Origin of the sequence: Floridaenema flaviceps BLCC-F50 (assembly GCF_041929275.2) — a bacterium.
Lineage (GTDB): Bacteria > Cyanobacteriota > Cyanobacteriia > Cyanobacteriales > Aerosakkonemataceae > Floridanema > Floridanema flaviceps.
Genome location: NZ_JBHFNR020000002.1, coordinates 663559 through 688733, shown reverse-complemented (window position 1 = coordinate 688733; position 25175 = coordinate 663559). Strand labels below are relative to the sequence as shown.

Annotated in this window: 25 protein-coding genes; 17 read left to right on the top strand and 8 right to left on the bottom strand. The window is 41.2% G+C overall.

What is annotated here, in order from left to right:
* Positions 1-517: 517 nt before the first annotated feature.
* The 6 genes from ACE1CI_RS23065 (at position 518) to ACE1CI_RS23040 (ending at position 5785) form a co-directional block, all read left to right on the top strand.
* Complete coding sequence (locus tag ACE1CI_RS23065; protein WP_413265915.1) at positions 518-1342, top strand: XDD4 family exosortase-dependent surface protein; 825 nt, start codon at positions 518-520, stop codon at positions 1340-1342.
* A 558-nt stretch (positions 1343-1900) separates the two neighbouring features.
* Positions 1901-2617, top strand: coding sequence for a PEP-CTERM sorting domain-containing protein (locus ACE1CI_RS23060; RefSeq protein WP_496615727.1), 717 nt, complete (start codon positions 1901-1903; stop codon positions 2615-2617).
* A gap of 207 nt (positions 2618-2824) precedes the next feature.
* Positions 2825-3082, top strand: a complete 258-nt coding sequence (gene grxC / locus ACE1CI_RS23055; RefSeq protein ID WP_413265913.1) for a glutaredoxin 3 — start codon at positions 2825-2827, stop codon at positions 3080-3082.
* A gap of 73 nt (positions 3083-3155) precedes the next feature.
* On the top strand, positions 3156-4124 hold the full coding sequence (gshB, locus tag ACE1CI_RS23050; protein WP_413265923.1) for a glutathione synthase: 969 nt from the start codon (positions 3156-3158) through the stop codon (positions 4122-4124).
* 61 nt (positions 4125-4185) lie between these two features.
* Positions 4186-4653, top strand: coding sequence for a DUF4870 domain-containing protein (locus ACE1CI_RS23045; protein WP_413265912.1), 468 nt, complete (start codon positions 4186-4188; stop codon positions 4651-4653).
* 4 nt (positions 4654-4657) lie between these two features.
* A complete protein-coding gene (locus tag ACE1CI_RS23040) occupies positions 4658-5785 on the top strand; it encodes a Gfo/Idh/MocA family protein (protein WP_413265911.1) in 1128 nt (375 codons plus the stop codon).
* On the opposite strand, the gene ACE1CI_RS23035 is transcribed toward ACE1CI_RS23040, so the two are convergent.
* The 3 genes from ACE1CI_RS23035 to serA form a co-directional block, all read right to left on the bottom strand.
* Positions 5775-6089, bottom strand: a complete 315-nt coding sequence (locus ACE1CI_RS23035; protein WP_413265910.1) for a hypothetical protein — start codon at positions 6087-6089, stop codon at positions 5775-5777. The genes ACE1CI_RS23040 and ACE1CI_RS23035 overlap by 11 nt on opposite strands.
* 429 nt (positions 6090-6518) lie before the next feature.
* Complete coding sequence (prmA, locus tag ACE1CI_RS23030; RefSeq protein ID WP_413265909.1) at positions 6519-7415, bottom strand: 50S ribosomal protein L11 methyltransferase; 897 nt, start codon at positions 7413-7415, stop codon at positions 6519-6521.
* A 157-nt stretch (positions 7416-7572) separates the two neighbouring features.
* The gene (serA, locus tag ACE1CI_RS23025; protein WP_413265908.1) at positions 7573-9153 is read right to left on the bottom strand and encodes a phosphoglycerate dehydrogenase; all 1581 of its coding nucleotides are present in this window, start codon (positions 9151-9153) and stop codon (positions 7573-7575) included.
* Between the two features lie 335 nt (positions 9154-9488).
* Between serA and ACE1CI_RS23020 the strand changes: the two genes are divergently transcribed.
* The 4 genes from ACE1CI_RS23020 (at position 9489) to ACE1CI_RS23005 (ending at position 11680) form a co-directional block, all read left to right on the top strand.
* On the top strand, positions 9489-10001 hold the full coding sequence (locus tag ACE1CI_RS23020) for a hypothetical protein (protein WP_413265907.1): 513 nt from the start codon (positions 9489-9491) through the stop codon (positions 9999-10001).
* The gene (locus tag ACE1CI_RS23015; RefSeq protein ID WP_413265906.1) at positions 9994-10554 is read left to right on the top strand and encodes a GNAT family N-acetyltransferase; all 561 of its coding nucleotides are present in this window, start codon (positions 9994-9996) and stop codon (positions 10552-10554) included. Before ACE1CI_RS23020 ends, ACE1CI_RS23015 begins: the two co-directional genes overlap by 8 nt.
* Before the next feature lie 23 nt (positions 10555-10577).
* Entirely contained in the window at positions 10578-11357 is a 780-nt protein-coding gene (locus ACE1CI_RS23010; protein WP_413265905.1) for a photosystem II electron transport protein, Sll1252 family, read from the top strand.
* Between the two features lie 146 nt (positions 11358-11503).
* Complete coding sequence (locus tag ACE1CI_RS23005) at positions 11504-11680, top strand: hypothetical protein (RefSeq protein WP_496615724.1); 177 nt, start codon at positions 11504-11506, stop codon at positions 11678-11680.
* Between the two features lie 41 nt (positions 11681-11721).
* On the opposite strand, the gene ACE1CI_RS23000 is transcribed toward ACE1CI_RS23005, so the two are convergent.
* Together ACE1CI_RS23000 and ACE1CI_RS22995 are read right to left on the bottom strand one after the other, a co-directional pair.
* Entirely contained in the window at positions 11722-13308 is a 1587-nt protein-coding gene (locus ACE1CI_RS23000; RefSeq protein WP_413265903.1) for a B12-binding domain-containing radical SAM protein, read from the bottom strand.
* 110 nt (positions 13309-13418) lie between these two features.
* Complete coding sequence (locus ACE1CI_RS22995) at positions 13419-13622, bottom strand: hypothetical protein (RefSeq protein ID WP_413265902.1); 204 nt, start codon at positions 13620-13622, stop codon at positions 13419-13421.
* 192 nt (positions 13623-13814) lie between these two features.
* Here ACE1CI_RS22995 and ACE1CI_RS22990 point away from each other — a divergent pair, with 192 nt between their 5' ends.
* Positions 13815-14024, top strand: coding sequence for a hypothetical protein (locus ACE1CI_RS22990; RefSeq protein ID WP_413265901.1), 210 nt, complete (start codon positions 13815-13817; stop codon positions 14022-14024).
* A gap of 126 nt (positions 14025-14150) precedes the next feature.
* Here ACE1CI_RS22990 and cysC read toward each other — a convergent pair whose 3' ends face one another.
* Positions 14151-14681 (bottom strand): adenylyl-sulfate kinase, encoded by a 531-nt coding sequence (gene cysC, locus ACE1CI_RS22985; protein ID WP_413265900.1) that lies wholly within the window; start codon positions 14679-14681, stop codon positions 14151-14153.
* Between the two features lie 95 nt (positions 14682-14776).
* Between cysC and ACE1CI_RS22980 the strand changes: the two genes are divergently transcribed.
* The gene (locus tag ACE1CI_RS22980) at positions 14777-16114 is read left to right on the top strand and encodes a hypothetical protein (RefSeq protein WP_413265899.1); all 1338 of its coding nucleotides are present in this window, start codon (positions 14777-14779) and stop codon (positions 16112-16114) included.
* 94 nt (positions 16115-16208) lie between these two features.
* Here ACE1CI_RS22980 and ACE1CI_RS22975 read toward each other — a convergent pair whose 3' ends face one another.
* A complete protein-coding gene (locus ACE1CI_RS22975; RefSeq protein WP_459564100.1) occupies positions 16209-17132 on the bottom strand; it encodes a methylenetetrahydrofolate reductase in 924 nt (307 codons plus the stop codon).
* A gap of 126 nt (positions 17133-17258) precedes the next feature.
* Positions 17259-18266 (bottom strand): tryptophan--tRNA ligase, encoded by a 1008-nt coding sequence (gene trpS / locus ACE1CI_RS22970; RefSeq protein ID WP_413265898.1) that lies wholly within the window; start codon positions 18264-18266, stop codon positions 17259-17261.
* A gap of 522 nt (positions 18267-18788) precedes the next feature.
* On the opposite strand from trpS, the gene ACE1CI_RS22965 reads away from it, so the two are divergent.
* From ACE1CI_RS22965 to ACE1CI_RS22945, 5 genes are all read left to right on the top strand, one after another.
* On the top strand, positions 18789-19391 hold the full coding sequence (locus ACE1CI_RS22965; protein ID WP_413265897.1) for an IS607 family transposase: 603 nt from the start codon (positions 18789-18791) through the stop codon (positions 19389-19391).
* Complete coding sequence (locus tag ACE1CI_RS22960; RefSeq protein ID WP_413265896.1) at positions 19375-20508, top strand: RNA-guided endonuclease InsQ/TnpB family protein; 1134 nt, start codon at positions 19375-19377, stop codon at positions 20506-20508. The genes ACE1CI_RS22965 and ACE1CI_RS22960 overlap by 17 nt, the downstream gene beginning before the upstream one ends.
* 578 nt (positions 20509-21086) lie before the next feature.
* Entirely contained in the window at positions 21087-22727 is a 1641-nt protein-coding gene (gene ltrA / locus ACE1CI_RS22955; RefSeq protein ID WP_496615221.1) for a group II intron reverse transcriptase/maturase, read from the top strand.
* Positions 22728-22895: 168 nt separating this feature from the next.
* On the top strand, positions 22896-24431 hold the full coding sequence (locus tag ACE1CI_RS22950) for a B12-binding domain-containing radical SAM protein (RefSeq protein ID WP_413266861.1): 1536 nt from the start codon (positions 22896-22898) through the stop codon (positions 24429-24431).
* 345 nt (positions 24432-24776) lie between these two features.
* The gene (locus ACE1CI_RS22945) at positions 24777-25160 is read left to right on the top strand and encodes a hypothetical protein (protein ID WP_413266862.1); all 384 of its coding nucleotides are present in this window, start codon (positions 24777-24779) and stop codon (positions 25158-25160) included.
* The last annotated feature ends 15 nt before the right edge of the window (positions 25161-25175 follow it).

Genomic DNA, 25175 nt, shown 5'->3' with positions numbered 1-25175 from the left:
AAAACTATTTTTTTCAACACCACTAATTAGGAATCTTTTAAGTACTATTACTAGAAAGTTTCGGTTTTTATTTTCGGGATTGGCGATCGCATTTATTCAGGCAACAAATCTCGGAAAATCAACCGTGTAATCACTGATAATTTAAGAACTTATCAAAAGTTTATTTAGTAAAATTCTAATTTTAGATTCGGGAAAATCCCTGAGACAGTTGTCAGTATTAAGCTGAAAAATTGTCCAGTCTAGAATTAATTTTTGAGTATGTATGAAGATATGAAGAAGATCGTTAATTACTGTAGACAAAGCTTTTCTGAGTTGATTACATTAGATTTGAAATACAGTAAACACACCCGTTAACTGTTAAACAAACCCTCCCATAAGTTTTTTATTTAAGTCTTTGGTTAGGGTAAACCCCAACTAATTACAAAAATTCATCCCGGTCATCAGGCGATCGCATCTCAACCAAAAATTAGTCTCGCAATCAAACTGTCGTAAATTCCAGTTATTTAGTTAAATGAAAATGTTGAAACACTTCCCAAAACTAGTTCTCGGTCTGTCTGCACTATCCTTAGTTGCGATCGGACAAATCTCTAAAGCAGATGCGGCATCCGTTACATTCACTGGCACAGGCACCAATACATACGAAAGTCGGGGGCAATATAATGGGCTGGCAGCATCAGCTATTTTTGATGATGCCTTGAATCCGGGGAAACTGACAATTACTCTATCTAACATAGGGCCGGGTGCCTCAGTACCTTCGGATATCCTTACCGCACTTTTCTGGGACTATAATGGCTCTCCCTTGTCTAACTTATCTTTGTTCTCAGCTACAGCTCCATTACTAACCAATGGTCGAACTAATGTGAACCTTGCGGGTTCTCTTGATGAATGGAAATTACCCAATGGTAGCATCACTGCTATCAGCCAAGACTACGGTATAGGTACTGCTGGTTTGGGAATTTTCCAAGGTGGTGGCGGACAGCAAATGGATTACGGTATCGTCAGCAATCAATCTTACGACCGTGCAAATCCAGCAGTATCAGGTGGAACTTTTGTGAAAGGTTCTGCAACCTTCGTTTTAGCAGGTTTGCCCACTGGTTTCGATATAGGCAAAATTGGAAATGTTCGCTTCCAGTACGGTACAGCCCTCAACGAACCTAGCATTACACAGGGCATTACAGTTAATTACAGTGGCTACACTCCCCCATCACAACCACCCTCAACAGGCGGTGGTAGCAGCGATAGCACAAGAAGGGTTCCTGAACCTGGCACAACACTTGCTTTGGGTGTAGTTGCTATCAGTGCGCTCAAACTACGTAAACGCAACAGCGTAGCTCAAGCATAATCGATCTTCAGATGGCTGCCATTTGAGAGTTTGACCAAGAGAGACTAATTAGTTTTTGGGTTTCTGGTTGAAGTGGGGCTAGATCGAGATTAGAAGTAGAAAACTACTTTTAATCTCGGTCTTTTTTTATTTTCAGGTTTTATGGTTAGCTAAACATAAAAGCCTTCTTCTGTTGAGCTTTCTGCCTTCTTGCACTAACTACTCTGTTTCACTGAATCATCCAGCACGAATCTATTTTTAGCTATGTAATCATACGTAAAAATGAAGTGTTTGTAGAGCTAATATTTGGAATCAAAAATTCTACTATTTGGAGAGCGATCGCTTAAGTCTAGATTAATACGGCTCTAAATTCTTTGCCATCACATTCGATTATTTTTTACATCAGTAAAAACCTCTTATCACATATCAATTTACTAAATCGTATTCAAAGATACTAATTTATGATGATTTGGTAAAACTTGCCCTATTTCTCTAGGCAAGGGCGATCGGGGTAGCTAGAGTTATATCAAGACACCCAGATGACCAACTTAAAGAAATCATATTTCAAGTGAGAATGTTATGAAAAAAAGTCTTTCTGCTCTGCTCGGATCTTCTTTATTAGCGACAACCGTTGCTATTGCCTCTTCCACTTTAACTGCTTCACCAGCTAAAGCATTACAATTTACATTTGATAACATCACTAACAATAACCCTGACAACGCAGCAGCTGGAGAATCTCAGTTATTTTTAAATGTAACAGATGCAGCTGGTACAGAAAACCTCAGCGCTACCCAAGCTGTGTTTAAGTTCAGCAACGTAGGGTCTGCTGCATCTTCGATTACCCAAATTTACTTCGATAACTCTAGTGCTTTAGGAAGTATTGCCGGGATCTCAGACAGTGGTGTAGGTGTGGACTTCAGTGTTGCCACCGGAAATCTGAATCTGCCAGCCGGGAATAACGTTAACTTTAACGAAGACTTCGGTGTAAAAGCTAATAACCCAGTACAGCCTATGGGTGTTAATCCCGGAGAATGGGTTAGCGTTCTATTTAATTTAAATGCAGGCCAAACTTTACAGAACGTTTTTAGTGATTTGGCAAGTGGTGCTCTGCGTGTCGGTTTCCACGTCCAAGGGTTTGCCAATGGTGGAAGTGAAAACTTTGTAAACAATCCTCCCAGCGTAACTCCTCCACCCCCAAGTGCATCTGTACCAGAACCAGCAACTATGGCAGGTTTGGGTTTAGTCGGTGCTTCTTTGATGGCATCCCGTCGTCGGAAACTTAACAAAACTGCTTAATTTTGAGTTGGTAGATTGGCAATAGAGTTTCCTGTGCATCGATACTTGGGCTAAGTGAAAATTTTTCGGTTGACTTATAGTTATAAATTGGGATTAGAAGGCAGATGATACTTCTAATCCCAATTTTTTATCGGAAATTGGTCGTTGGTAAGTTGCTCGGTTGATGCCTTTAAAATTAAGAAGTGTTTCTTTTCGATCGAGGATACAATGGCTGCTAACGTAGAAATCTACACTTGGAGTACTTGCCCCTTCTGCATTCGTGCTAAAAATTTACTGAACAAAAAGGGTGTTGAGTTTACTGAGTACTGTATTGATGGAGATGAAGATGCACGGGGGAAAATGGCTCAACGTGCCAACGGACGACGCTCTCTACCGCAAATTTTCATTAACGACCAACATATCGGCGGTTGTGATGACCTTCATGCTTTAGATAAGGCAGGTAAACTCGACCCACTCCTGGTATAGTCTTTAATCGTTGGTCTTTGGTTATAAATCACCAATGACCAATGACTGATGACCAATGACTAATAACAAAACGATGAAATTTGCTTTTATCATTGACCCAATTCAAAAGTTAGACCCTGGTCACGATACCAGCGTAGCGTTCATGGAAGCTGCTCAACAATTGGGTCATGAAGTTTGGATTACGCAAGCGGAAAGTTTAAGTGTGGTTAATGGTCAAGCTTGGGCTCTTTTACAAAGGGTGCAACTGACTCCAGTACAATTAGTAGACGGACGTTGGTTAATTACTCTGCCTTGGTTTGAATTGGGAGAAAATGTTTTTCAAGTTTTGGAAAATATGGATGCTGTTTTTATGCGAACAGATCCACCTGTAACAATTCCTTATCTTTATGCTACTTATATTCTTGATTACATTAATCCAGAAAAAACACTAGTCATTAATTCTCCGAAAGGCATTAGAGCGGCTAATGAAAAAATGTATGCGCTTCAATTTACTGAGGCAATACCGGAAACAATTGTAACTCCAGATAAATTGGTAATTCGGGAATTTGTGGATAAAAAAGGGGCAGCAGTTCTTAAACCTTTGGGAGGTAAGGCGGGGGAAGGTATTTTATTTTTGGAAGGGGGCGATCGCAATTTCAATTCTTTAATAGAACTGAGCACTTTGCAAGGTCGAGTTCCAGTAATGGTGCAAGAGTATTTACCCGCTGCTAAGGAAGGAGATAAACGGATTATCTTACTTAATGGTGAACCTATAGGCGCTGTAAATCGCGTTCCTACTGGTAAGGAATTTCGCGGTAATATGGCTGTGGGTGGTCAAGCTGTGGCGACGGAAATTAGCGATCGCGAACTCCAAATTTGCGCCCAAGTCGCCCCCGTGTTAAAACAAGATGGTTTAATCTTTGTTGGTCTTGATGTGATTGGTGGCTACCTTACAGAAGTAAATGTTACTAGTCCTACAGGTGTGCGAGAAGTCGATCGACTTAGCGGTACTAAACTCGGTTATCAAGTGATTCAATGGATAGAGCAACACGCAAAAAAGTAATGCTAAAGTTGGCTTAAATAAATGAGATAACTGCTGAGTTAGTTCTCTGGAATAATGAGCCATGACACAAAGTAACGAGACTCAAGAGATTCGCAAGTGGGGAATGTGGGCACATCTGTCTTCCCTCATTTGGATACCTTTCATATTTATTGGCTTTACTTTACCTGTTCTGAATATTATTGGGCCATTAACTATTTGGTGGTTCAAAAGAAGCGACGATTCTTTTATTGATGAACAGGCAAAAGAGTCAATAAACTTTCAGCTTTGTTTTACAATCTACAATTTTATAATGGCGCTAATTTTATTAGTTCCAAGTATAATCATAGGCTTAACTAGAATTGCTGCCATTGGGAGAAGTGGAACCGAACAAGATGGTGATATTCTTTTTGGTTTAAAATTAGGTACGTTGAGTTTTTCTTTAACCATACTTCTGGCTATTGCTCAATTGATTTTAGTAATCAATGCCTCTCGTAAAGCCAAAAATGGTGAATTCTACCTCTATCCTTTTACTAATCGTTTTTTGAGATAAGTTCATGTCTGTAGCATCTGCTCAAAATTCAAAAGTTGGTGTCGCTGTTGTGGGAACTGGATTTGGGGAAAAAGTCCATATTCCCGGATTACAAGACAACCCAAATACTGCTGTTGTTGCGGTTTATAATCGCGATTTAGCTAAGGCAAAAACTATCGCATCTAAATATAATATTCCGCATGGTTGTACTTCTATGGAAGAGATTTTAGCTTTGCCGGAAGTCCAAGCTGTGAGTATTTCCACGCCGCCATTTTTGCATTATGAAATGGCGAGTCAGGTGTTACAAGCTGGAAAACATTTATTATTGGAAAAACCTACGACTTTGACGGCTATTGAGGCTAGAGAATTATATCATTTGGCGAAGAGGCGTGGTGCGATCGCCACAATGGATTTTGAATTTCGTTTCGTACCCGCTTGGATGATGCTATCAGAAATGTTAGCGGCAGATTATGTGGGAAAAAAACGATTAATTAAAATAGATTGTTTAGTTCCCAGTCGTGCTGATGCGATGCGCCCTTGGAACTGGTATGCGCGAAAAGCTCAAGGTGGTGGCGCATTAGGCGCTGTAGGTTCCCACATTTTTGATTATATTAGTTGGTTATTTGGCCCTGTACGGCGCTTATCTGCCAAATTAATTACCACTATATCCACTCGTCCTGACCCCAACACAGGTGAAATGAAACCTGTGGATGCTGATGATGCCTGTATGTTGATGCTAGAGTTGGCAGATGGTACACCTTGCCAAATTTGTATTAGTTCGGTGACTTATCAAGGACGAGGGCATTGGGTGGAAATTTATGGCGATCGCGGTACTCTAGTTTTAGGTAGCGATAACCAAAAAGACTATGTTCACGGTTTTCGTCTCTTAGCTGCACCCGCAGGAAAAAACCTTTCGGAAGTTGTAATTCCCAACAGATTAGCTTTTCCCCAAAATTACACAGATGGCAGAATTGCACCTTTCATCCGCGTTGTTGATAATTGGGTACAAGGAATTAATCTCGGCGCGTCGCAGACACCTTCTTTAAAAGAAGGAGTTTATTCACAATTATTGATGGATTTAGCTCACAAATCCAATGATACTGGTCTTTGGGTGGAAGTTCCCGATCTACAGACATTTTTAGCTAATAGTTAGAAGATTGACGGCGCAAACCCTTGGTTTTCAACTCATCTTCTAGCTTATTGGCTAAGTTGATCAGGAACTTAACATTACTAATGGTAACTTCCAGACCTTCCTCACTTACTGGGCAACCATAACGAGGAAAGTTTTCATTGGGATGTTGCCAACGTATCCATAGTTTTCCATTGATAACTTTAGTGCTGATTGCCCATCCTTTGTAACGGACAGGGATTTGCTCTAATTGGCTATCAAATAACTTTTGAGCAGCATTCGACTTGGTATGTTGAGATTCTTTGGAATCTTTAAAAGTGGTAGGCATTTTTGCTTGTTCTTTAATTCAACAATATTAAATATCCTGTAAAACTCCCAGAGGAGTAGTGATGCAGCCTGCCCTTTAAAAGTGATGCTGTCAGATGGATTTGGTGAGGGAAAATTCACCTCCTTCGTGACTTCATTGCCGACCCTTTTGTGACAAGTGTCACACTCAACTAGATGAAATCTGCCTTTATTATGTCTTAATTATAAACTGGCTGTTAGGCACAAAATGTATCTTGCTTGTCCAGAAATTGTAAATAATAGTGTCTTTAATGTGTGTATTTATTTTGCGATAAGGATTCTTTTACGGCTAAATAAGACTTAATAATTGAGTATTTTTACCAGAAAATTTTTATTAAAAATTCGCAATTGAACTTAAAGTTACTACATAAGTTAATGACATCAGGAAAATATTAAGGAAATATGAATAATTCTAGAGGCGACGAATATTAAAACAGCACCATTCTTGTCTGCGCCAGAGAGTAGCAACGATCCAACCTTGTTGTTCTAAAACATCAGCCACAGGTTTTGCTTGTTCTACGAGAATGCCACTGAGAATGCCCCAGCTGGTAGGTTTGACGATCGCCCCCATTTGCGGCAACAAGTCAATAATTACCTCAGCGAGAATGTTGCAGACAATACCATCTACCGGACTATCGATTAATTGTTTGACGCGATCGACACTTCCCTGTTCGATAATTAAACGTTCCGAACTAACATTATTCAGAGTCCGGTTGCTGCGGGCGGAACGTACAGCCAAAGGATCGGTATCCACAGCATAAACTTTTTCGGCACCTAGTAACACCGAGCCTATCGAGAGAATACCAGAACCACAACCGATATCTGCTACGACTATGTGAGAGTCAGTTTCCGGATCGGTTAAGCGCATTTCCAAAGCTTCTAAGCAAAGTTGAGTGGTAGCATGATTACCCGTACCGAAAGCTACGCCGGGATCGAGGCGGAAGACAATGCGATCGGTGTCAGTGGGAACAGGTAGCCAAGCGGGGTTGATTAAGAAGCGATCGCCAATTTCTTGCGGTTGCCAATGTGCTTTCCAACTACTTGACCAATCTTCCTCATCTATTAAATGCCATTGCATAGCGGGTAATGGCAAACCCAAAACCAGTGCATCTTGACGTAACCATAAAGAAAGCGCTGCTAAATCCAATAATTCGGCTTGTTCTTGCGGTAAGTAAGCCTTAACTAAGCAATGATTTCCTTTAATTTCACTAGCAGTTCCCCGACAGCCAAAATTTTCTAGTCGCCAGAATAGTGCTTCTTCTAAAACTGGATCGCAGAAAATTTGTAGTTCCCACCAACTGTTTGCCATGTTTGAAAATTTACGCGACAGATTAACACCCAGGCGATCGATTTTGGATTTTGGATTTTAGATTTTAGATTGGGGATGGAAGAAAAACCTAAAATCGATCGAGTTTCAGATTTTAGATCGCATAACAATCTAAAATCCAAAATCTAAAATCTCAAATTTACAGAGTTACAGTGTAAGCATCGCGAATTCCGGGAACTTTGAGAATTTCAGTTAAAACTCCTTCCGGTAGGGGGTCGTCGAGACTTAGCACCATTACCGCATCACCGCGAACAATTTTGCGACCTACCTGCATACTGGCAATATTGACATTAAAACTGCCTAGTAAAGAACCGATTTTGCCGATAATTCCTGGCATATCCCGGTGCAGAGTAAATAACATATGGTGAGTTGGCGGGACATTGATCGGGAAATCATTAATATCTGTGATGTGAATTTCCCCATCACCCAACAAAGCGCCTGTAACTGAGTGTTCGCCTAAAGATCCCTTCGCTTGTAAGTGTAAGGAACCAGCATAATCACGCACTGCGTTATCTCTGGTTTCGATGACGCGAATTCCCCGTTCTTTGGCTTCAATACCAGCATTGACGTAGTTAACTCGTTCTCGCAGTGCTTGGTAAAGCAAACCTTTCAAAGCAGCGATGACTATGGGTTTACTGTCATTAGTTGCCAATTCTCCTTGCAAATGGACGTTGAGACTTTCGACTCTTCCGCCTGCAAGTTGACTGACTAAATTGCCTAAAGTTTCTGCCAGTCGCAGATAAGGCTTGAGTTTTTCCAAAACATCGGGGTACAAACCGGGGATGTTGACGGCGCTGCGGGCGGGTAATCCTAATAATACATCGCGGATTTGTTCGGCTACATCGATCGCCACATTCACCTGTGCTTCAGCGGTAGAAGCGCCTAAGTGAGGAGTGAGGATCACATCTTTACCCATTTCGCATAACGGCGACTCACCCAGAGGTTCTTTCTCGAACACATCCAAGGCTGCTCCGGCAATTTTACCTTCTTTAACTGCTTGTGCCAAAGCTACTTCATCAATGATGCCGCCCCTAGCGCAGTTGATAATGCGGGCGGTGGGTTTCATTTTGGCTAAAACTTCAGCATTGATCAAATGGGTAGTTTCAGGAGTTTTGGGTATATGCAGGGTAATGTAATCAGCTTCCCGGAATAGCAAATCCATATCTACCAAACGACAGCCGATTTGTTCGGCACGTTCAGTAGAAATAAATGGGTCATAAGCTAATAGTTTCATGCCCATTGCTTTTGCTACTGCGGCTACGTGAGAGCCTATTTTACCTAAGCCGACAATACCGAGAGTTTTTTTGTAAACTTCTGCGCCAACGAATTTTTTACGTTCCCATTTTCCACTTTTAACTGAAACGTTGGCATCAGGGATTAGACGAGAGAGTGCTAGCATTAGGGCGATCGCGTGTTCAGCAGCTGCGATCGTGTTACCTTCCGGGGAGTTAACTACGACAATACCTTGTCTGGTTGCCGCAGGCACATCTACATTATCAACACCAACCCCGGCGCGACCAATAATTTTTAGCTGTTTAGCAGCTGCGATCACTTCTTGAGTAACGCGAGTTTCGGAACGGATCATTAGCGCGTCATATTCGGGAATGATCCTCACCAACTCTTCTGCGGGTAGCCCAGTTTTTACGTCAACTTGGGCTACTTGGGATAAGATGTCGATGCCAGCTTGGTCTATTGGATCGGATACGAGAACCTTTGACATGAGTAGTAAGTGAGTTTAAATAAGAAAGCAGAAGGCAAAAAGCAGAGGGCAGAAGGCTTTTATAGGCTTATACAAAGCTTTTTCACCTTTTTTAACTGCAATAGTTATTGCTACCTTGTACTGGTTTGCCACCATGAAAAATCTTTACAGTAGGTCATTCTAGCGGCAAACGACATTACCGATTGAGATTTGCTAGAAAGTTTTTAGATGAAGGCAGAAGGGTAATGGGTAGTTGGTAGTTGGTAGTTGGTTGAATTTGTGTCCCTGGAGTCCCTGGAGCCTTTGGTGTTCCCATCACTGCTACGCTGTTAAAAGTAACCGATGTTGTTGAGTTTATGAATTATCTTGTTGCTGTTTTGAGCGATCGCATTCAGGCAGAAGCAGCTTACTCTGCCCTAGAAAAAGAAGGTTTTGCGATGGATAAAGTTACCATCTTAGGCAGAGGCTACAAAAGTGCCGATGAATTTGGTTTAATTGACCCCAACGAACAAGCGATTAAACAAGCTAAATTCATGGCATTTTGGTTAATTCCCTTTGGTTTTGTCGCTGGGACTACCTTCAGCGTCATCACTGGGTTAAATACCTTTGCTTGGGCTGGTGAAATCGGCAATCATTTAATTGGTGGGGTTTTAGGTGCGATCTCCGGGGCAATGGGCAGTATTTTTGCTGGTGGGGGAACTGGTTTAATTTTTGGTGGTGGTGATGCTTTACCCTATCGCAATCGCTTAAATGCTGGTAAATATTTAATTGTAGTGAAAGGTTCGGAAACTCTGACCCGCCGAGCTACTAATATTCTCCGTCAGTTTGAACCCGAAAATATGCAAGGTTACGTGGATCAAAATGTCTAAAAATCATCCCAGCAGCAGTTTGCGAATCAAAACGGCACGCTTAAAGTTAATTCCATGCCCTTTGGAAGTAGCGGAAGCGAGTATTTTTAATCCGTCGCGAGTAGCTGAAATTTTGGGGGCGGGTGTACCGGAAGATTGGCACAAAACGGAGGTGCAAGATTTTTTACCAATGTATGCTCAAATGCTGGTGGACGATCCCACAAAGTTGGGTTGGGGTGTTTGGTTGATGATTCAAACTCAAGAGAATATGTTAATTGGCGATTTGGGTTTTGGTGGTAAACCTGATGAGTCGGGAAGTTTAGAGATGGGTTATGAGGTGTTTGCTGCTTATCGAAATCAAGGTTACGGTTTTGAGGCGGTAGAAGCTTTGGTAAATTGGGCTTTTTCTCACCCAGAATTAAAGAGAATTGTTGCCCATTGTCCTGTGAATAATTTAGCTTCTAGGCGAATTTTGCAAAAGTTGGGCATGGAACGGTTACACTTAGTAGAAATGCCAGAACTTCCAGATACTGAAGTTTGGAAATGGCAGTTAATCAATCAATCTAAAATCTAAAATCTAAAATCTAAAATTGTCCGATGTTACCTAGAGAAGAACTGTTAAAAGGTGTAGAAAATCGAGACTGTGCGGCTAGAGTAATTGATTTAGCCCAACAGGCAATTAAAACTTGGGAAATTGTGTTTTCTGACTTTCTTTCGCCGCCTGAGTTGGCAGAAGTTCAGAGGATGTTTGGTAAGTTGACGGAGGTGCATTTGTTGGCTTGGGGTGGTTATCCACAGGCGGAAAGACAGCGTTTAGCGATCGCACGTTCCGAACTCCCTTTAGACATCTCCCAAGTAGAAATTGCTGCTTTAGAAATTGCTGGTAATTTCTTATTCGATCCAGCAACTCACCGCGATTTTTTAGGCGCAATGTTAGGTTGTGGAATTAATCGGGAAAAAACTGGTGATTTAATTGTTTTGGGTGAAAGAGGTGCTCAAGCAATTGTAGTTCCCGAAATGGTGGAATATTTAGAAACGCATTTGGAACAAGTGCGATCGGTCCCTGTCAGAACTCAACGCATTGAAATTAGCGAATTAAAGATTAAAGAACCGAAGAAGAAAGAGTTAACAACGGTAGAAGCTTCTTTGCGGTTAGATGCGATCGCTTCCGCTGGTTTTGGAATGTCTCGCAGCAAAATGGTAGATTTAATTGATGGCGGTGATGTGCGCGTTAATTGGAAAGAAATCACCCAAGCTAGTCATCAATTAAAATCAGGTGATTTAGTAGCAATTCGCGGCAAAGGACGTTTAGAAGTTGGGGAAATTGCGGTAACAAAAAAAGACCGTTACCGCGTACAAATGACTAGGTATATGTAATAGCTCGTTGGTAACAAATTTAATTGGGCAGTAAATACATCTGTTTATTAGCCCATAGATAGATGTATAGATGAACAAGTTTAATATTATGAGGTCTATTAACAATTAATGTTGAGTAGTTTGGAGGCTTTCTCTGAATGGATAGAATGAATAAATTGATTATCGGGGTTGGGATGTTTGTGGGTTCTACAATTGGTAGCTATGTCCCAATTTTGTGGGGTGCAAGTCTGTTTTCCTTGTCTTCGATCCTCTTTGGTGGTATTGGTGGCGTTCTGGGAATTTTTATTGGGTATCGCATATCAAAATATCTGGGTTTTATCTAAAGATAAGACAAAACCCAACCTACGCAAATTCTGAATCAAACTCAAGACTTAACAAGCATTTGTTCTTTTTCAGGTTTTACAGAAACTTTCAGCGGATCGTAACCTAACTGTTCACTAATCCGTTCCCTAGCCAAAACTCGGTATTCCCAAAAATGCTCTCCAGCCGCACATAAACCCAAATACATATTGAGAAGTTGCGGTTTTATTAACAAAATTGTCAATAATTGTTGCCAAAACTGTCGGCGAATTTCTGGACTGCGTATACCCTGATGCCAGATTACCTGGGAAACTAATCGCAAACCCTTACCCAAGGGAAATTGCATTGTTTGCTTTCGTTCTGCTGGCGAATTAATCTTGAGACATTGCTTAAAACAGCGTTTCAGATAGTTTTTTGGTTCATACAAATTCCAGAAACCTTCGAGATATTCTTTGGCAATTTCAGCAACAGGACGAGTGGGGATAAAATTCATCAAAGTATTTTGATCTCCCACTTTAGTAATACCAACACCCTCTACTAAACGTTGTTCTTTTTCCAAGCGATGCCACAATTGAGTATTAGGTAAAGCTTGGAGAATGCCTAGCATAGGTTGAGGAATACTGCTTTGTTCTATAAATGCTTCAATTCGCTTACCTGCGCCAGAACGTTCGCCATCAAAACCGAGAATAAATCCTGCATAAATCAGCATACCTGCCTGATTAATTTTGCGACAAGCTTCGATGAGGGGATGGCGAGTATTTTGTAGTTTGTGAGTTACTTTCAAACTGTCTTGATCTGGGGTTTCAATGCCGAGAAATACGGCATAAAATCCAGCTTGATTCATCAAATCTAAAAGTTCATCGTCTTCTGCCAAATTTACAGAAGCTTCAGTCATGAAAGTGAAAGGATAATTATGTTGCTTTACCCAAGGAATTAATTCTCTTAAAAAGCGTTTGACGTTACGCTGATTGCCAATAAAGTTGTCATCAACGATGAAAAGTGAACCTCGCCAGCCTAAATCATAAAGCTTTTGCAATTCTGCTATTGCTTGACTCGGTTCTTTGGTGCGAGGTTTGCGACCGTAGAGGGTTATGATATCGCAAAACTCGCAGTTGAAGGGACAACCGCGAGAAAACTGAATTGCCATCATGAAGTAGGCATCGCGTTTGAGCAGATCAAAGCGAGGCATCGGACTTTGGCTGACATCAGGTTTTTCCGGGGAGCGAAAAATTCCTTGCGCTTCGCCTTGATTAAGTGCTTCAATAAACTTGGGAATTGTGATTTCCCCTTCATCGAGGATCAGGTAATGCGCTCCTGAGTCAAGGGCTTTTTGGGGAAGCGATGTGGGATAGGGGCCACCAACTGCGACTTTTTTGCCTAATTTTACTGCTTTTTGAATTAAAGCGTGGAAATCTGATTTCTGCACTAACATCGCAGAGAGGATAACTAAGTCACACCATTGCCAATCTGCGTCTGTTTCGAGGTTAACGTTGCGATCGCAAAATCTAATTTCCCATTCTTTGGGAAGGAGGGCGGCGACTGTAATAATTCCTAGAGGTGGAATAACTGCTTTAAATCCAGCTATTTCCATGAAGCGATCGTAAGACCAAAAGGACTGGGGAAACTGAGGATAGAGCAATAATGCTTTCATTCTTTAGACCCTTAGTGCTGTTTCGGTTCACTCTCTCGATGAACAGATTCTGAAGTAGATTCAGTTTGGATTAGCTTATCCATCACAGAATCTGTCTGTGCAATTGTTTTCTAAACAGGCATTTCTTGATAACAGTGGCTACAACGCCAATAAATACCTCCTAAACGGATATGACGCAGTAAAGAGTTTGAGCAACAAAGGCAAGTATGCCGATCTCTCATAGATTGGTTCATTGTGGGGCTAATACTTCGTCGCTGACCACCATTGATCAGGTCGAGGGGTGACGCGATCGGAGTGGTTAATAAAGCTAGCATTTTATAAAAACCAGTATTTTAATTAGGCTTTAAGTATAATTCCCCTTGACAAGGAATACGTCTATCGATAGGAATAGAGGAATTTTGATTTATGTGGTATGGTAAACAGGAATCGTAAATCGCGGGCTTGATAGCAAAAGCACTGCTGGATACAGCTAAGTAAGCCAAGTCCTTGATGAGGTTGAATTACAATTGAAAATACAAGCGTTGGATATCAAAATGGGCGATCGCATCATTGCTTACTGCAATAATAAGATGCAGATCTGTACAGTGAAACGCATTCTAGATTCTGGTCAAACAAATAATATTACGCTATCGGTATTCACTTCTGACCATTATCGCATCTCCGTCTCCCGCACAGTCAGGTTTAAACGAGACGCTTTAGTGGATTTGGCGGGTTAACAGTTTACACAGAAAAATGTCCAGTTAGCCTAATTTGTAGACTTGTAAATTTGTTGAGAAACAGAGCCTAATAGCAGTAGTAATTAGTGGAAAACCACAAGTAATTACTACAGAACTACTAACTACTTAATCCAGATATCCAAATGCTTGTAGTTTTTGCCAAACTTTGGCTACACTTTCGGCTTCTGTTTCTATATCTGTGTGACATTCTACATCTGGATTAATAGGAACTTCGTAAGGATCGTCAATTCCGGTAAAGTGTTTGATTTCCCCCAATCTCGCTTTTTTATACAATCCTTTAACATCTCTTTTTTCGCAAACATCTAAAGGCGCATTCACAAAAACTTCAATAAAGTCACCGATTTTTGATTTTACTTCTTGGCGAATTTCCCGATAAGGAGAAATTGCCGAAACTAAAACAATTACGCCATTTCTGGTTAATAAATGGGCGACAAAACCAATACGGCGAATGTTTTCGTCTCGATCTTCTTTACTAAAACCTAAACCTTTGGTTAAGTTCTGGCGCACAATATCTCCATCGAGAACTTCTACTAAATATCCTTGCGATCGCAACTCCTGTTCCACCGCTTTGCTAATCGTAGTTTTCCCTGCACCACTTAAACCAGTAAACCATACTGTAACACCACGTCGCATCATTTGTATATTTTCCCTAAAAAATCCGGCAATTTATCTTATTTTAAATTTTGGTTGAGCTAGATTGGAATAACAATGCTACTGATTAGGTATTGATTATGTCTCGTCTCACAGGTCGCGCTTGGGAAATTTTACGTGCGGAAGTGGAAAAGTGTGTGGGAAAAGATCCTCTGTTGAAAGTACAGCGAGATATCGTACTTAAACGATTAAATAAATTGCGAGACCAAGACGGCGATCTGGCTACTTATGAAGAATTACGTGATACAGTTAGCGATGTTTTCCCTAATTTCAGCGATAAAGTTCTCCAAAAAGCTGCTAAAGCTAATCGTCCTCCAGGTGCGTGGGATACAGTTAAATGGGTGGTGGGAATTGCAGGTGCTACTGCTGGCACGATTTGGGTATTAAACTTACCTTATCCGATGATTCGTTGGCCTGTGGCGCGAACTGCACCGATTTTGCTGCTACCTAGTTACATGAAAATGGATCATGATTACCGACAAGCGATCGTACTGGTAGAACAAGCAGATCAGCTGGTTAATCGAGCAACTAGTCAAGCAGATTTGATTTTGGGAGAACAAAAGGTCAAACAAGCACAAAAACATTTGGATGGTTTACCTGTTTGGTTTTTAGATTATCAACCGCAATATAGGTTTTGGTTTGGATGGAATTTTACTTTTGATGAATTTCGTTCGGCGCGTGCTAATATAGGGCGAATGGAAGCGAAACTGTTTCAAGAAAAGCAAGCTCAAACTTTGTTGGAACAGGGAGAACAAGCTTTAAATACGGCGAAGCAGCAACATAGTGTGGCGAAAAGTTGGGAAGAACGTCAAAAAGCGATCGCGGCTTGGCAAGTTGCTTTAGATCAATTAAAACAATTACCAAAAGAAACTTTCGCTGGTAAAGGATCGCAAGTCAAAATAGCAGCTTATCAACGGGATTTTCAGCAAATTTCGACTTTAGCTACGGAAAATGAACGCACAGGCACTTTAATGGATGCAGCAAGGCAATTTGCAATGGCTGCGGCTGTCAGGGGACAAAATCCACCTCATAGTGCTGCCCAATGGCAAGAGGTGGAAAAATTGTGGGAACAAGCGATCGATAGATTAGAGAAAATTTCTTTAGAAGAATCGGGTTATTTAGAAGCACAAAAGTTACTAATTACTTATCAAGGTAATTTGGGAATTGTGAAAATTAGGCGACAAGCTGAGGAAAGTTCTGTTGCTGCATTAACGACAGCAAAACGGGAAATAGAAAATTTATTAGCTAGTAATTCTGGAGGACGCGATCGCAATCAAATGATGAGCCAAATTCAAAGTATAATTTATGAATTACAAAAGGTGCAAACTGGAACAACAGTTTACCAAGAAGCACAAGAATTGATGCAATCTGCTCAGAAAAAACTCAAGGAAATGCCGCAATCTTCTTTGGGAAATTAGAGAACACTTGAATCCCTTGGTTTGTTGTGAGGACTTTAGTCCTTTGATGTAAATAATACGACTAAAGTCGCTACAACAAACTTAAGGCATGATATCACACACTTTTTGCTAAAGGTGAAATTTCTGCCATATCCAATATTTCGGGAATTAAATCTTCTCGTTTAATTGCCATCAAATGGACACCGTGACAAATTTCTTTTGCCATTTTTACTTGTTCGGCGGCAATTTTCATTCCTTCCCGCAATGGGTCTTTGGCGGTGGCTAGGCGATCGATAATCGATTGCGGTATTTCAATTCCCGGTACACAGCGATTTAAAAATTCGGCATTCTTCGCTGATTTAATTAAGAAAATTCCCGCTAAAATTGGCTTATTACTACCAACTGCAATTTGATTCATGAACTTTTCTAAGCGATCGAAATCCGCAATTAATTGACTTTGGAAAAACTGCGCCCCAGCTTGTAATTTTCGCTCAAAACGCCGTTGTAAACCTGACCAACTATGTGATTGCGGATCGACAGCTGCACCGACAAATAAATCAGTCGCACCATCAGTTAAAGGTTTACCATTCCAATCAAAACCATGATTCATTTTGTCGATTAATTGCAGCAACCGCACAGATTCTAAATCAAAAACCGCTTTGCAGTCGGGATGATCTCCCGCTTTCACCGGGTCGCCAGTCAGGGCTAAAATGTTGTGGATACCAAGGGCGTTTGCACCCATGAGATCTGCTTGTAATCCAATGCGATTGCGATCGCGACAAGCAACCTGACATATTGGTTCAATCCCATGTTGTAACAAAATGGCTGAAGCGGCTAAAGGGCACATCCGCAACACCGCCCGACTACCATCGGTAATATTCACCGCATGAACTCGACCTTTTAAAAGTTGCGCCATTTTCAGCATCGAAGTTGCATCGCCTCCCTTGGGTGGCGAGACTTCAGCGGTAATTAAAAATTCTCCTGTTTTAACAGCGTTACGAAAATTATTCAATGGTCTTGGGTATGGCGTACTGTGCATTATGAGAAACCTTGGTTTTGGCGACTGGGTACTAGGGAGGGGGTTAGGGGTTAGGGGTTAGGGGTTAGGGGTTAGGGAAAAACTCCTCAAGCTCCCTTGCTCCCCTGCACCCCTGCACCTCTGCTTCTAGAGAGGTTGGGAATAGCCCATTGCGGCTTTTACTTCTGCTAGGGTTTGATTGGCGATCGCACCAGCTTTTTCCTTCCCTTCGCGCAACACTGATTCCAGATAACCCAATTCATTCATCACCGCATAATATTTATCTTGAATTGGTTTAAGAGCATTAATCGTTGTCTCAGTTAACAAAGGTTTAAACTGACCCCAACCCATATCTGCACATTCCGCTGTAACTTCTTCTTTTGTCTTGCCAGAAAGCAGCATATATAAAGTTAACAAATTTCGGCTTTCCGGTCTTTCCGGGTCATCAAAAGACAAACCACGCACCGGATCAGTTTTACAGCGCTTAATTTTCTTTTGAATTTCATCTGGCGAATCTAACAAATTAATTCGACTCAATTCCGAAGGATCGGACTTAGACATTTTCTTTGTCCCATCCGTCAAACTCATTACTCTTGCACCTTCCGTCCGAATTAAAGGATCGGGTAACTTTAACACTTTTTTGCCATTACCAAACAAATGATTAAACCGCACCGCAATATCACGAGTTAATTCTAAATGCTGCTTTTGGTCTTCACCTACAGGCACTTTATCAGCTTGGTAAAGCAAAATATCTGCTGCCATTAATACTGGATAATCCAACAAACCAGTATTAACATTTTCTCCCTGCTTTACTGCTTTTTCTTTAAACTGAATCATATCTTGCAACCAGTTTAAAGGCGTAATGCAATTTAGTAACCAAGTTAATTCACTATGGGCGGGAAGATGAGATTGCACAAAAATACTCGAATAATTTAAATCTATGCCGCAAGCTAGATACAAAGCCGCAATTTTATATGTATTCTCCGCCAATGTAGCTGGATCGTGAGGAACTGTGATCGCGTGCAAATCAACCACACAAAAAAAGTTATCGTACTCGCTCTGTCCTTCTACCCAATTGCGAATCGCTCCCAGGTAGTTACCCAGGTGAAGATTGCCAGTTGGTTGAACCCCAGAGAGAACTCGCTGTTTCGCCATAAATTTCTTAAACTATCTGGAACCTGCCTAAAGGTTGTTTAAATAACTCACTTAACTAGTTTTACATTTTTTGTTTCTCAAGTTTTCGGCAATTTCCTGAAAGCATCTACCAATAAGCTTCACAAAACTTTACTAAAATCTCCTTTTCGTTTTGAATAAATGGGAAGTAAGCTGGAAACCAAGCAGATTTTTGCAAAATCAGGGTAATTACACAAGCGAGATCATTTTATCGCGTTTTTTCTCTAGTTTTTTTCAAATTACTAATCTTTTTACGGAGCAGGGGGGCAGGGGGACAGAAGGGCAAGGAAACTCTTGAACTCAAAACTCAAAACTCAAAACTTACCCCAGTCCCCAGTCCCCAGCCCCCACTCCCTACTTTCAAAGCAACTTCAGAGGTTAAAGAGATGAAAGCTTTACTGATTTGGCCGAATTTTCCGAATTCTTTTTGGGGTTTGTTAACTGCTCCTAAAATTTTGTCTAAACCTTTCTAAACTTGCTCGAAAGATGTGCTAAACTGCCATTATGAGTAAGCTAACTATATCAGAAGCAGCAAAAATCAAAGGGGTGTCAGTTTCCACGTTGAGGAGGTGGGAAGCCGAAGGAAAACTTACACCCGAACGCACATTGAATGGTCACAGGCGTTATGACTTGGCTCAATTATTAGGAATCAAGTCAGATAATGCTATAACAATTGGCTATGCCAGAGTTTCTAGCCATGACCAAAAATCAGACCTAGAAACACAAAAGCAAGTGTTAGAGCTTTTCTGCGCTCAACATGGTTGGCAATATCAAGTAATAGAAGATCTAGGGTCTGGGCTGAATTACAGTAAGCGAGGTTTACAACGATTAATCAGAATGATTACCGATAATCAGGTAGAAAGATTGGTGTTAACTCATAAAGATAGATTGCTGCGATTTGGCTCGGAATTAATCTTCAGTTTGTGCGAACATTTTGGCACAGAGGTAGTAATAATTAACCGCACAGAAGATGCTAGTTATGAGGAGGATTTAGCCAAGGATGTCCTAGAAATTATTACTGTGTTTTCTGCTAGACTGTACGGCAGTCGCAGCCATAAAAACAAAAAAGTTGTAGAGGAGTTAAGAGAAATTGCTCAAAAGCTTTAAGACAAGACTAAATCTAAACAATAAACAACGCACTTTAGTAGCTAAACACGCTGGAGTAGCTAGACACGCTTGGAATTGGGGATTAGAAATTTGTTTGAACGCTTTGGCTAACAATCTAAAACTGCCAACAGCTATTGACTTACACAAAAGGTTGGTAGCCGAAGTGAAATCAGCAAATCCTTGGTACTACGAAGTATCTAAATGCGCTCCTCAAGAAGCATTGCGACATCTTCAAAAAGCGTTTCAAAGTAGTTTCACGATTCCAGGAAGAGGTAAACCAAAGTTCAAAAAGAAGCATATTAAAGATAGCTTCTACTTGGAAGGCAGCATCAGAATCTCTGGCAATAAAATTAAGTTACCGAGAATTGGATGGGTGAAATGTGCGGAAATTTTACCAACCACGCAACCGAAAAATGTTACTATCTCAAAAAGGGCAAATGATTGGTACATCAGTGTTAAATACGAGCTAGAACCTAAACTTACTCCGAAACTCAAAAATCGCATTGGAGTTGATATCGGAATTAACAATCTTGCCACTTGCTCGGATGGTACGATTTTTCCAAATCAAAAGGCTTACAGAAAACAGAAAAGAAAGCTATCACATCTGCAACGCTCTGTTTGCCGGAAGCAACTTGGCTCTAAAAATCGTACTAAGGCTAATTTGAAAGTAGCTAAATTGCACCGAAAAATATCCAATATCAGGCAAAATGCGCTGCATAAAATAACGACTTGGTTAGCTAAGAACCACAGCGAAATAGTTATCGAAAATTTGAACATTTCCGGTATGCTCAAAAACCATCGTTTAGCTAGTGCAATTGCTGATTGTGGATTTTACGAATTTAAAAGACAGCTAAAGTACAAGGCTATTTGGTACGGTGCAATAGTAATTGAAGTTGACAGATTTTACCCAAGCTCTCAACTTTGTAGTTGTTGTCATCATCGACAAAAAATGCCACTCTCAAAAAGAACTTTTAAGTGTGGCAATTGTGGGGTAGAAATTGAGCGAGATCTTAATGCCAGTATCAATTTAGAAAACTGGCATCCAGATATTGATTATCCTTTAACCGTCAGTTCGACGGGGTTAGCCTGTGGAGCGCGACCTGAACTGGTCATCTAGAATGAGGAACCCTGTCCTCTAGGAGTTTCACACTTCCTACCCTCACGTAAAAGACTGTTAAAAGAGTCCGGTCACGGTTTAGTAGGTAACGAAACAACCGGAATGCAGACCACGAAAGTAGCCGAAGCTATCAGCCTAAGATAGTTAGGAGCAAGAGGGATTTCTTTGAACGGTGAACGCAAGTGAACTGTCACAAGCTGCGTCATCAAACGAGGAACCAAATAAGGCTGAAAGGTTCCTATGAGGGGGCTAAAGACTTCCACATTCTTAAACCGTGTGAACAATAAACCTCATCGCAGTATAGACAGCACCTAACAAAGAAAAGAAAACTAGACGATACAACAGGGTAAACCCTACAAGGTCTAGGGAAAGGTCGAAAACCCTAGTAAGTCAAAGGCAACAATGACAGAAACCCCTGGAGGGTAGAGGATGGGTGAAAAAGCGAATGCTGATTTGTAATGAATCAGATAGAGGTTCAAAATTTGCCTCTGACCGAAAGGAAAGCAGACTTCACCTGGGTCTTATACGAAAGACGAAATGACTAAGAAATCGAATCTGATGACAAGTTAGATACCGCCATGAAAATGACAGTAAACGGACAAAAGAAACAGCTAGAAGATTGGAGCCAAATTAATTGGCGACAAGCCCGAAAAGCTGTGAGAAATCTACGTCAAAGAATCTTTCGTGCCAAACAACTTGGGTTATTTCGTAAGCTACGAAGCCTACAAAAGTTAATGCTAAGAAGCTACGCAAACCTACTGTTAGCAGTCAGACAAATCACTCAAACCAATGACGGTAAAAAGACGGCAGGGATTGACAAGGAGGTTATAAACACCCCCGCACAAAGAGTGAAATTTGTACGTAATTGGAAAGGAACAAAACCCAGTCCCACAAGACGAATTATGATTCCTAAACCAAACGGCAAAAAACGTCCTCTTGGTATCCCAACCATTAGAGATAGAGTCATGCAAGTAGTAGTGAAAAACGCACTAGAACCCGAATGGGAAGCCATGTTTGAAGACAATTCCTATGGCTTCAGACCCGGTAGAAGTTGTCAAGATGCAATAGAACAATCCTTCATCAGGGTATGCAAAGGAAGAGACAACTGGGTACTAGAAGCTGACATCAAAGGTTTTTTCGACAACATTGCCCACGAAGCCATTCTCGACAGTATTAGCCACTTTCCACAAAGAAAGTTAATAAGAGAATGGTTAAAAGCTGGATTCATGTTCCAAGGGAAAATTAACCCGACAGAACTTGGCACACCACAAGGAGGGGTAATATCCCCGCTCCTAGCCAACATAGGATTGCATGGGTTAGAAACATACATAAAATCCACCAATCCGAAACTTGGCGTGGTGAGATACGCTGATGATTTCATAGTTACAGCTAGGGACAAAGGAAGTCTCGAAAAAGCACAAATCCAGATTCAGCAATGGATGAGAGAAAGAGGCTTAGAACTCAGCACTGAGAAGACGCTAATCACGTCAATGGAAGATGGTTTCGACTTCCTTGGTTTTAATCTAAGACACTATAGCGGTAAACTGCTAACCAAACCATCCAAAAAGAAAGTATTAGCTTTCTGTAAAAGGATAGGAGAGGAAATCAAACGTCTGAATGGTCAAGAACAAGAAGTAGTCATCAGAAAACTGAATCCGATTCTCAGGGGTTTTGCTAACTATTACAAAGGTGGAGTTAGCAAAGAAACCTTCAGCTATATCTCACACCGAGTATGGCAATACCTTTGGCATTGGGCAAAGCGTAGACACCCCAAGAAAGGCAAAAAGTGGGTGAAAAACCGTTACTTTAAGACCATCCAAAATAATCAATGGACGTTCGCCTGCGAAAGCGAACGCCGTAGGAAAAAGGTGACAATCACCCTATATCCTATCTCAAAAACACCCATTGAAAGGCACATAAAGGTTAAAGGTAGCGCGTCACCAGATGACCCGTCCCTAAAAGATTATTGGGATAAACGTCACCAAAAGAACGGGAAATCATACTGGGAGAAAGGCTCAAAATATTACGAAGTAGCCCTTCTCCAAAATTGGAAATGTCCCATCTGCGGTGAACTATTAATCAATGGGGAAGAGGTAGAAACCCACCACATAGTACCTGTAGCTAAAGGCGGTCTAGACGACACAGACAACCTACAGCACTTACACGCAGCGTGCCACAAACAGGTACATTCAAAACCCAAGTTGAAAGGCTTGAAATAAGGCTTGAGCCGGATGATGGGAAACTGTCAAGTCCGGTTCTTAGGGGAGGTGCGGGTAGTGATACCCAATCCTTACCCGACGAGTCAGACAAGCTTAATGGCACTGCCGTTAAGGATTCTATGAAGCAGGAAGCAAACATCAGTCTACTTAGGTAGATTTGAGTAGGTTTTGCAGAACGGTTATCAGGAGACTTTGCATTTGGCGGGTTTGCGATCGACCAATCCACCGTTAGGATTGATTACAGTTGCAGCGATGTTGCCGAAAGAGTGGGAAATTAAGTTTGCCGATCGCAACGTTGCACCAGAAACCGAAGTAGACTGGGCATGGTGCGATATGGTAATTATCTCGGCAATGATTGTGCAGAAAGCCGATTTTCGTGCCTTGATTCAAAAAGGTGTCGCTTTAGGTAAAAAAGTGGCTGTCGGGGGGCCCTTTCCTACTTCTGTACCGGAGTTTGCATTGGAAGCAGGAGCGCATTACCTGATTTTAGATGAAGGTGAATGCACAATCCCCATGTTTTTAGAAGCTTTGCAAAAAGGAGAAGAACGAGGCATTTTCCGTTCCCCGGAAAAACCAGATGTTACCCAAACTCCCATTCCTCGCTTCGATTTGTTAAATATGGATGCTTATTTAGCAATCACGGTGCAGTTTTCGCGAGGTTGTCCGTTCCAATGTGAATTTTGCGACATTATCAATCTGTACGGACGCAAACCGCGCACTAAAACGCCCGAACAAATGTTAGCGGAATTGGAAGTGCTTTATCAAATGGGTTGGTATCGTTATGTGTTTATTGTGGATGATAATTTCATCGGCAATAAACGCAATGCCAAGCTATTTTTAAAAGCTTTAATTCCTTGGATGGAAGAACGCAATTATCCATTTATTCTGCTGACGGAAGCTTCGCTGAATTTGGCAGAAGATGACGAGATGATCGAGTTAATGGTGAAAGCTGGGTTTACGATCGTATTTATGGGAATTGAAACTCCCGATACAGAAAGTTTGCTCGGCATCCACAAAAATCAAAATACACGCCATCCATTAGTAGAATCTTGCCAGAAAATTACCAAAGCCGGACTACAAATCATGTCCGGTTTTATTATGGGTTTTGATGGCGAACGTCCCGGCGCTGGCAAACGCATTCAAGAATTTATTGCTGCTACAGGAATTCCCCAAGGTCAGTTTAGCTTACTGCAAGCTTTACAAAATACTCAACTGTGGCAACGTTTGGAAAAAGAAGGTCGTTTGGTGAATGGTTTGGGAACATTTCACCAAGGCGCAATTATGAATTTTGTTCCCACAAGACCTGTAGAAGAACTAGTTGAAGAATACATTGATGCCTTTTGGAATATTTACGAACCAATGCCATTTTTAAAACGCACTTTCCGCCATTTTATGATGATGAATGGTTGGCGTGGTAGGTTGATGCCGAAGATTACGACTAAGGAATTACGTTTGTTTTCTGCGGTCTGTTGGCGACAAGGTGTTTTACGTTCGACTCGCTGGCTTTTTTGGTGGCAGTTTTTGGCGATCGCACTTCTCAAACCCCGTCTATTTTATGATTATATGACAGGTTTGGGTGTAGGCGAACACTTCTTTAAATACCGTTATGAAGTGCGAGATCAACTTTTAACACAATTGGCAGCAATAAAACAAGCCAAAGCAAAACACCAAGAGGAAGAGAGTTATCAACTCACATCTGTTTAATAGTATTGAACAACCCAGTTTCTTCAATAACTGGGTTTTTTCATGAGTTATCTTCACTATGGTTCGTTGTGAGGACTTTAGTCCTTCTATCGCGCCCGGAAACGACTCAAGTCGTGACTACAAACCAGTTCGTTGTGAGGACTTTAGTCCTTCTATCGCGCCCAGAAACGACTCAAGTCGTAACTACAAACCAGTTCGTTGTGAGGACTTTAGTCCTTCTATCGCGCCCGGAAACGACTCAAGTCGTGACTACAAACTTTTTAAGTAAAAAATCCGGGTTGTAATACCTCTCCTCTGAAAGACTGACAAGAAGTTTTGTTTTTCTCACTAGAGGAATCTAAAAGTATGAGTGCTTGGAAAAATTTGCTAGCTACCTTTTCTTTAGTTTCTCTTTCTGCGTTGGGTTCTCTTGGTTTTGGTATCAAACCTAGTACCGCATCAACTCTATATTTCCAACCTTGTGAAACAATACAAACATCATTTATTGATGATGAATATGATGACTACCAAGAAGCCTCTAACCGAGTAAGTTGCAGTCGAGTTGTTACTAATGGTGGCAGACTTCACATTCGTCGATCGCCCGGTGGACAGCTGATCGGTTATGCTTACAATGGCGGTTATGTCAGAGTAATTCCTAATAGTTATTATCGGGGTTGGGTAAGGCTTTCCACAGGAGGTTATGTTTCCACTAGATACCTCAGACCTTGCCCAAGATATTTTGCTGGTTAAGGCACTGGTGACAGG

What these genes read in the sequence shown, in the direction of transcription:
- ACE1CI_RS23060 (WP_496615727.1), top strand. Translation starts at nt 1,901, where the DNA reads ATGAAAAAAAGTCTTTCTGCTCTGCTCGGATCTTCTTTATTAGCGACA.
- ACE1CI_RS22945 (WP_413266862.1), top strand. Translation starts at nt 24,777, where the DNA reads ATGAGTGCTTGGAAAAATTTGCTAGCTACCTTTTCTTTAGTTTCTCTT.
- ACE1CI_RS22980 (WP_413265899.1), top strand. Translation starts at nt 14,777, where the DNA reads ATGTCTCGTCTCACAGGTCGCGCTTGGGAAATTTTACGTGCGGAAGTG.
- gshB (WP_413265923.1), top strand. Translation starts at nt 3,156, where the DNA reads ATGAAATTTGCTTTTATCATTGACCCAATTCAAAAGTTAGACCCTGGT.
- ACE1CI_RS22965 (WP_413265897.1), top strand. Translation starts at nt 18,789, where the DNA reads ATGAGTAAGCTAACTATATCAGAAGCAGCAAAAATCAAAGGGGTGTCA.
- grxC (WP_413265913.1), top strand. Translation starts at nt 2,825, where the DNA reads ATGGCTGCTAACGTAGAAATCTACACTTGGAGTACTTGCCCCTTCTGC.
- ACE1CI_RS23000 (WP_413265903.1), bottom strand. Translation starts at nt 13,308, where the DNA reads ATGAAAGCATTATTGCTCTATCCTCAGTTTCCCCAGTCCTTTTGGTCT.
- ACE1CI_RS23040 (WP_413265911.1), top strand. Translation starts at nt 4,658, where the DNA reads ATGTCTGTAGCATCTGCTCAAAATTCAAAAGTTGGTGTCGCTGTTGTG.
- trpS (WP_413265898.1), bottom strand. Translation starts at nt 18,266, where the DNA reads ATGGCGAAACAGCGAGTTCTCTCTGGGGTTCAACCAACTGGCAATCTT.
- ACE1CI_RS23035 (WP_413265910.1), bottom strand. Translation starts at nt 6,089, where the DNA reads ATGCCTACCACTTTTAAAGATTCCAAAGAATCTCAACATACCAAGTCG.
- serA (WP_413265908.1), bottom strand. Translation starts at nt 9,153, where the DNA reads ATGTCAAAGGTTCTCGTATCCGATCCAATAGACCAAGCTGGCATCGAC.
- ACE1CI_RS22995 (WP_413265902.1), bottom strand. Translation starts at nt 13,622, where the DNA reads ATGCTAGCTTTATTAACCACTCCGATCGCGTCACCCCTCGACCTGATC.
- ACE1CI_RS22975 (WP_459564100.1), bottom strand. Translation starts at nt 17,132, where the DNA reads ATGCACAGTACGCCATACCCAAGACCATTGAATAATTTTCGTAACGCT.
- ACE1CI_RS23010 (WP_413265905.1), top strand. Translation starts at nt 10,578, where the DNA reads ATGTTACCTAGAGAAGAACTGTTAAAAGGTGTAGAAAATCGAGACTGT.
- ACE1CI_RS23015 (WP_413265906.1), top strand. Translation starts at nt 9,994, where the DNA reads ATGTCTAAAAATCATCCCAGCAGCAGTTTGCGAATCAAAACGGCACGC.
- ltrA (WP_496615221.1), top strand. Translation starts at nt 21,087, where the DNA reads ATGAAAATGACAGTAAACGGACAAAAGAAACAGCTAGAAGATTGGAGC.
- ACE1CI_RS23045 (WP_413265912.1), top strand. Translation starts at nt 4,186, where the DNA reads ATGACACAAAGTAACGAGACTCAAGAGATTCGCAAGTGGGGAATGTGG.
- prmA (WP_413265909.1), bottom strand. Translation starts at nt 7,415, where the DNA reads ATGGCAAACAGTTGGTGGGAACTACAAATTTTCTGCGATCCAGTTTTA.
- cysC (WP_413265900.1), bottom strand. Translation starts at nt 14,681, where the DNA reads ATGATGCGACGTGGTGTTACAGTATGGTTTACTGGTTTAAGTGGTGCA.
- ACE1CI_RS23065 (WP_413265915.1), top strand. Translation starts at nt 518, where the DNA reads ATGTTGAAACACTTCCCAAAACTAGTTCTCGGTCTGTCTGCACTATCC.
- ACE1CI_RS23020 (WP_413265907.1), top strand. Translation starts at nt 9,489, where the DNA reads ATGAATTATCTTGTTGCTGTTTTGAGCGATCGCATTCAGGCAGAAGCA.
- ACE1CI_RS23005 (WP_496615724.1), top strand. Translation starts at nt 11,504, where the DNA reads ATGAATAAATTGATTATCGGGGTTGGGATGTTTGTGGGTTCTACAATT.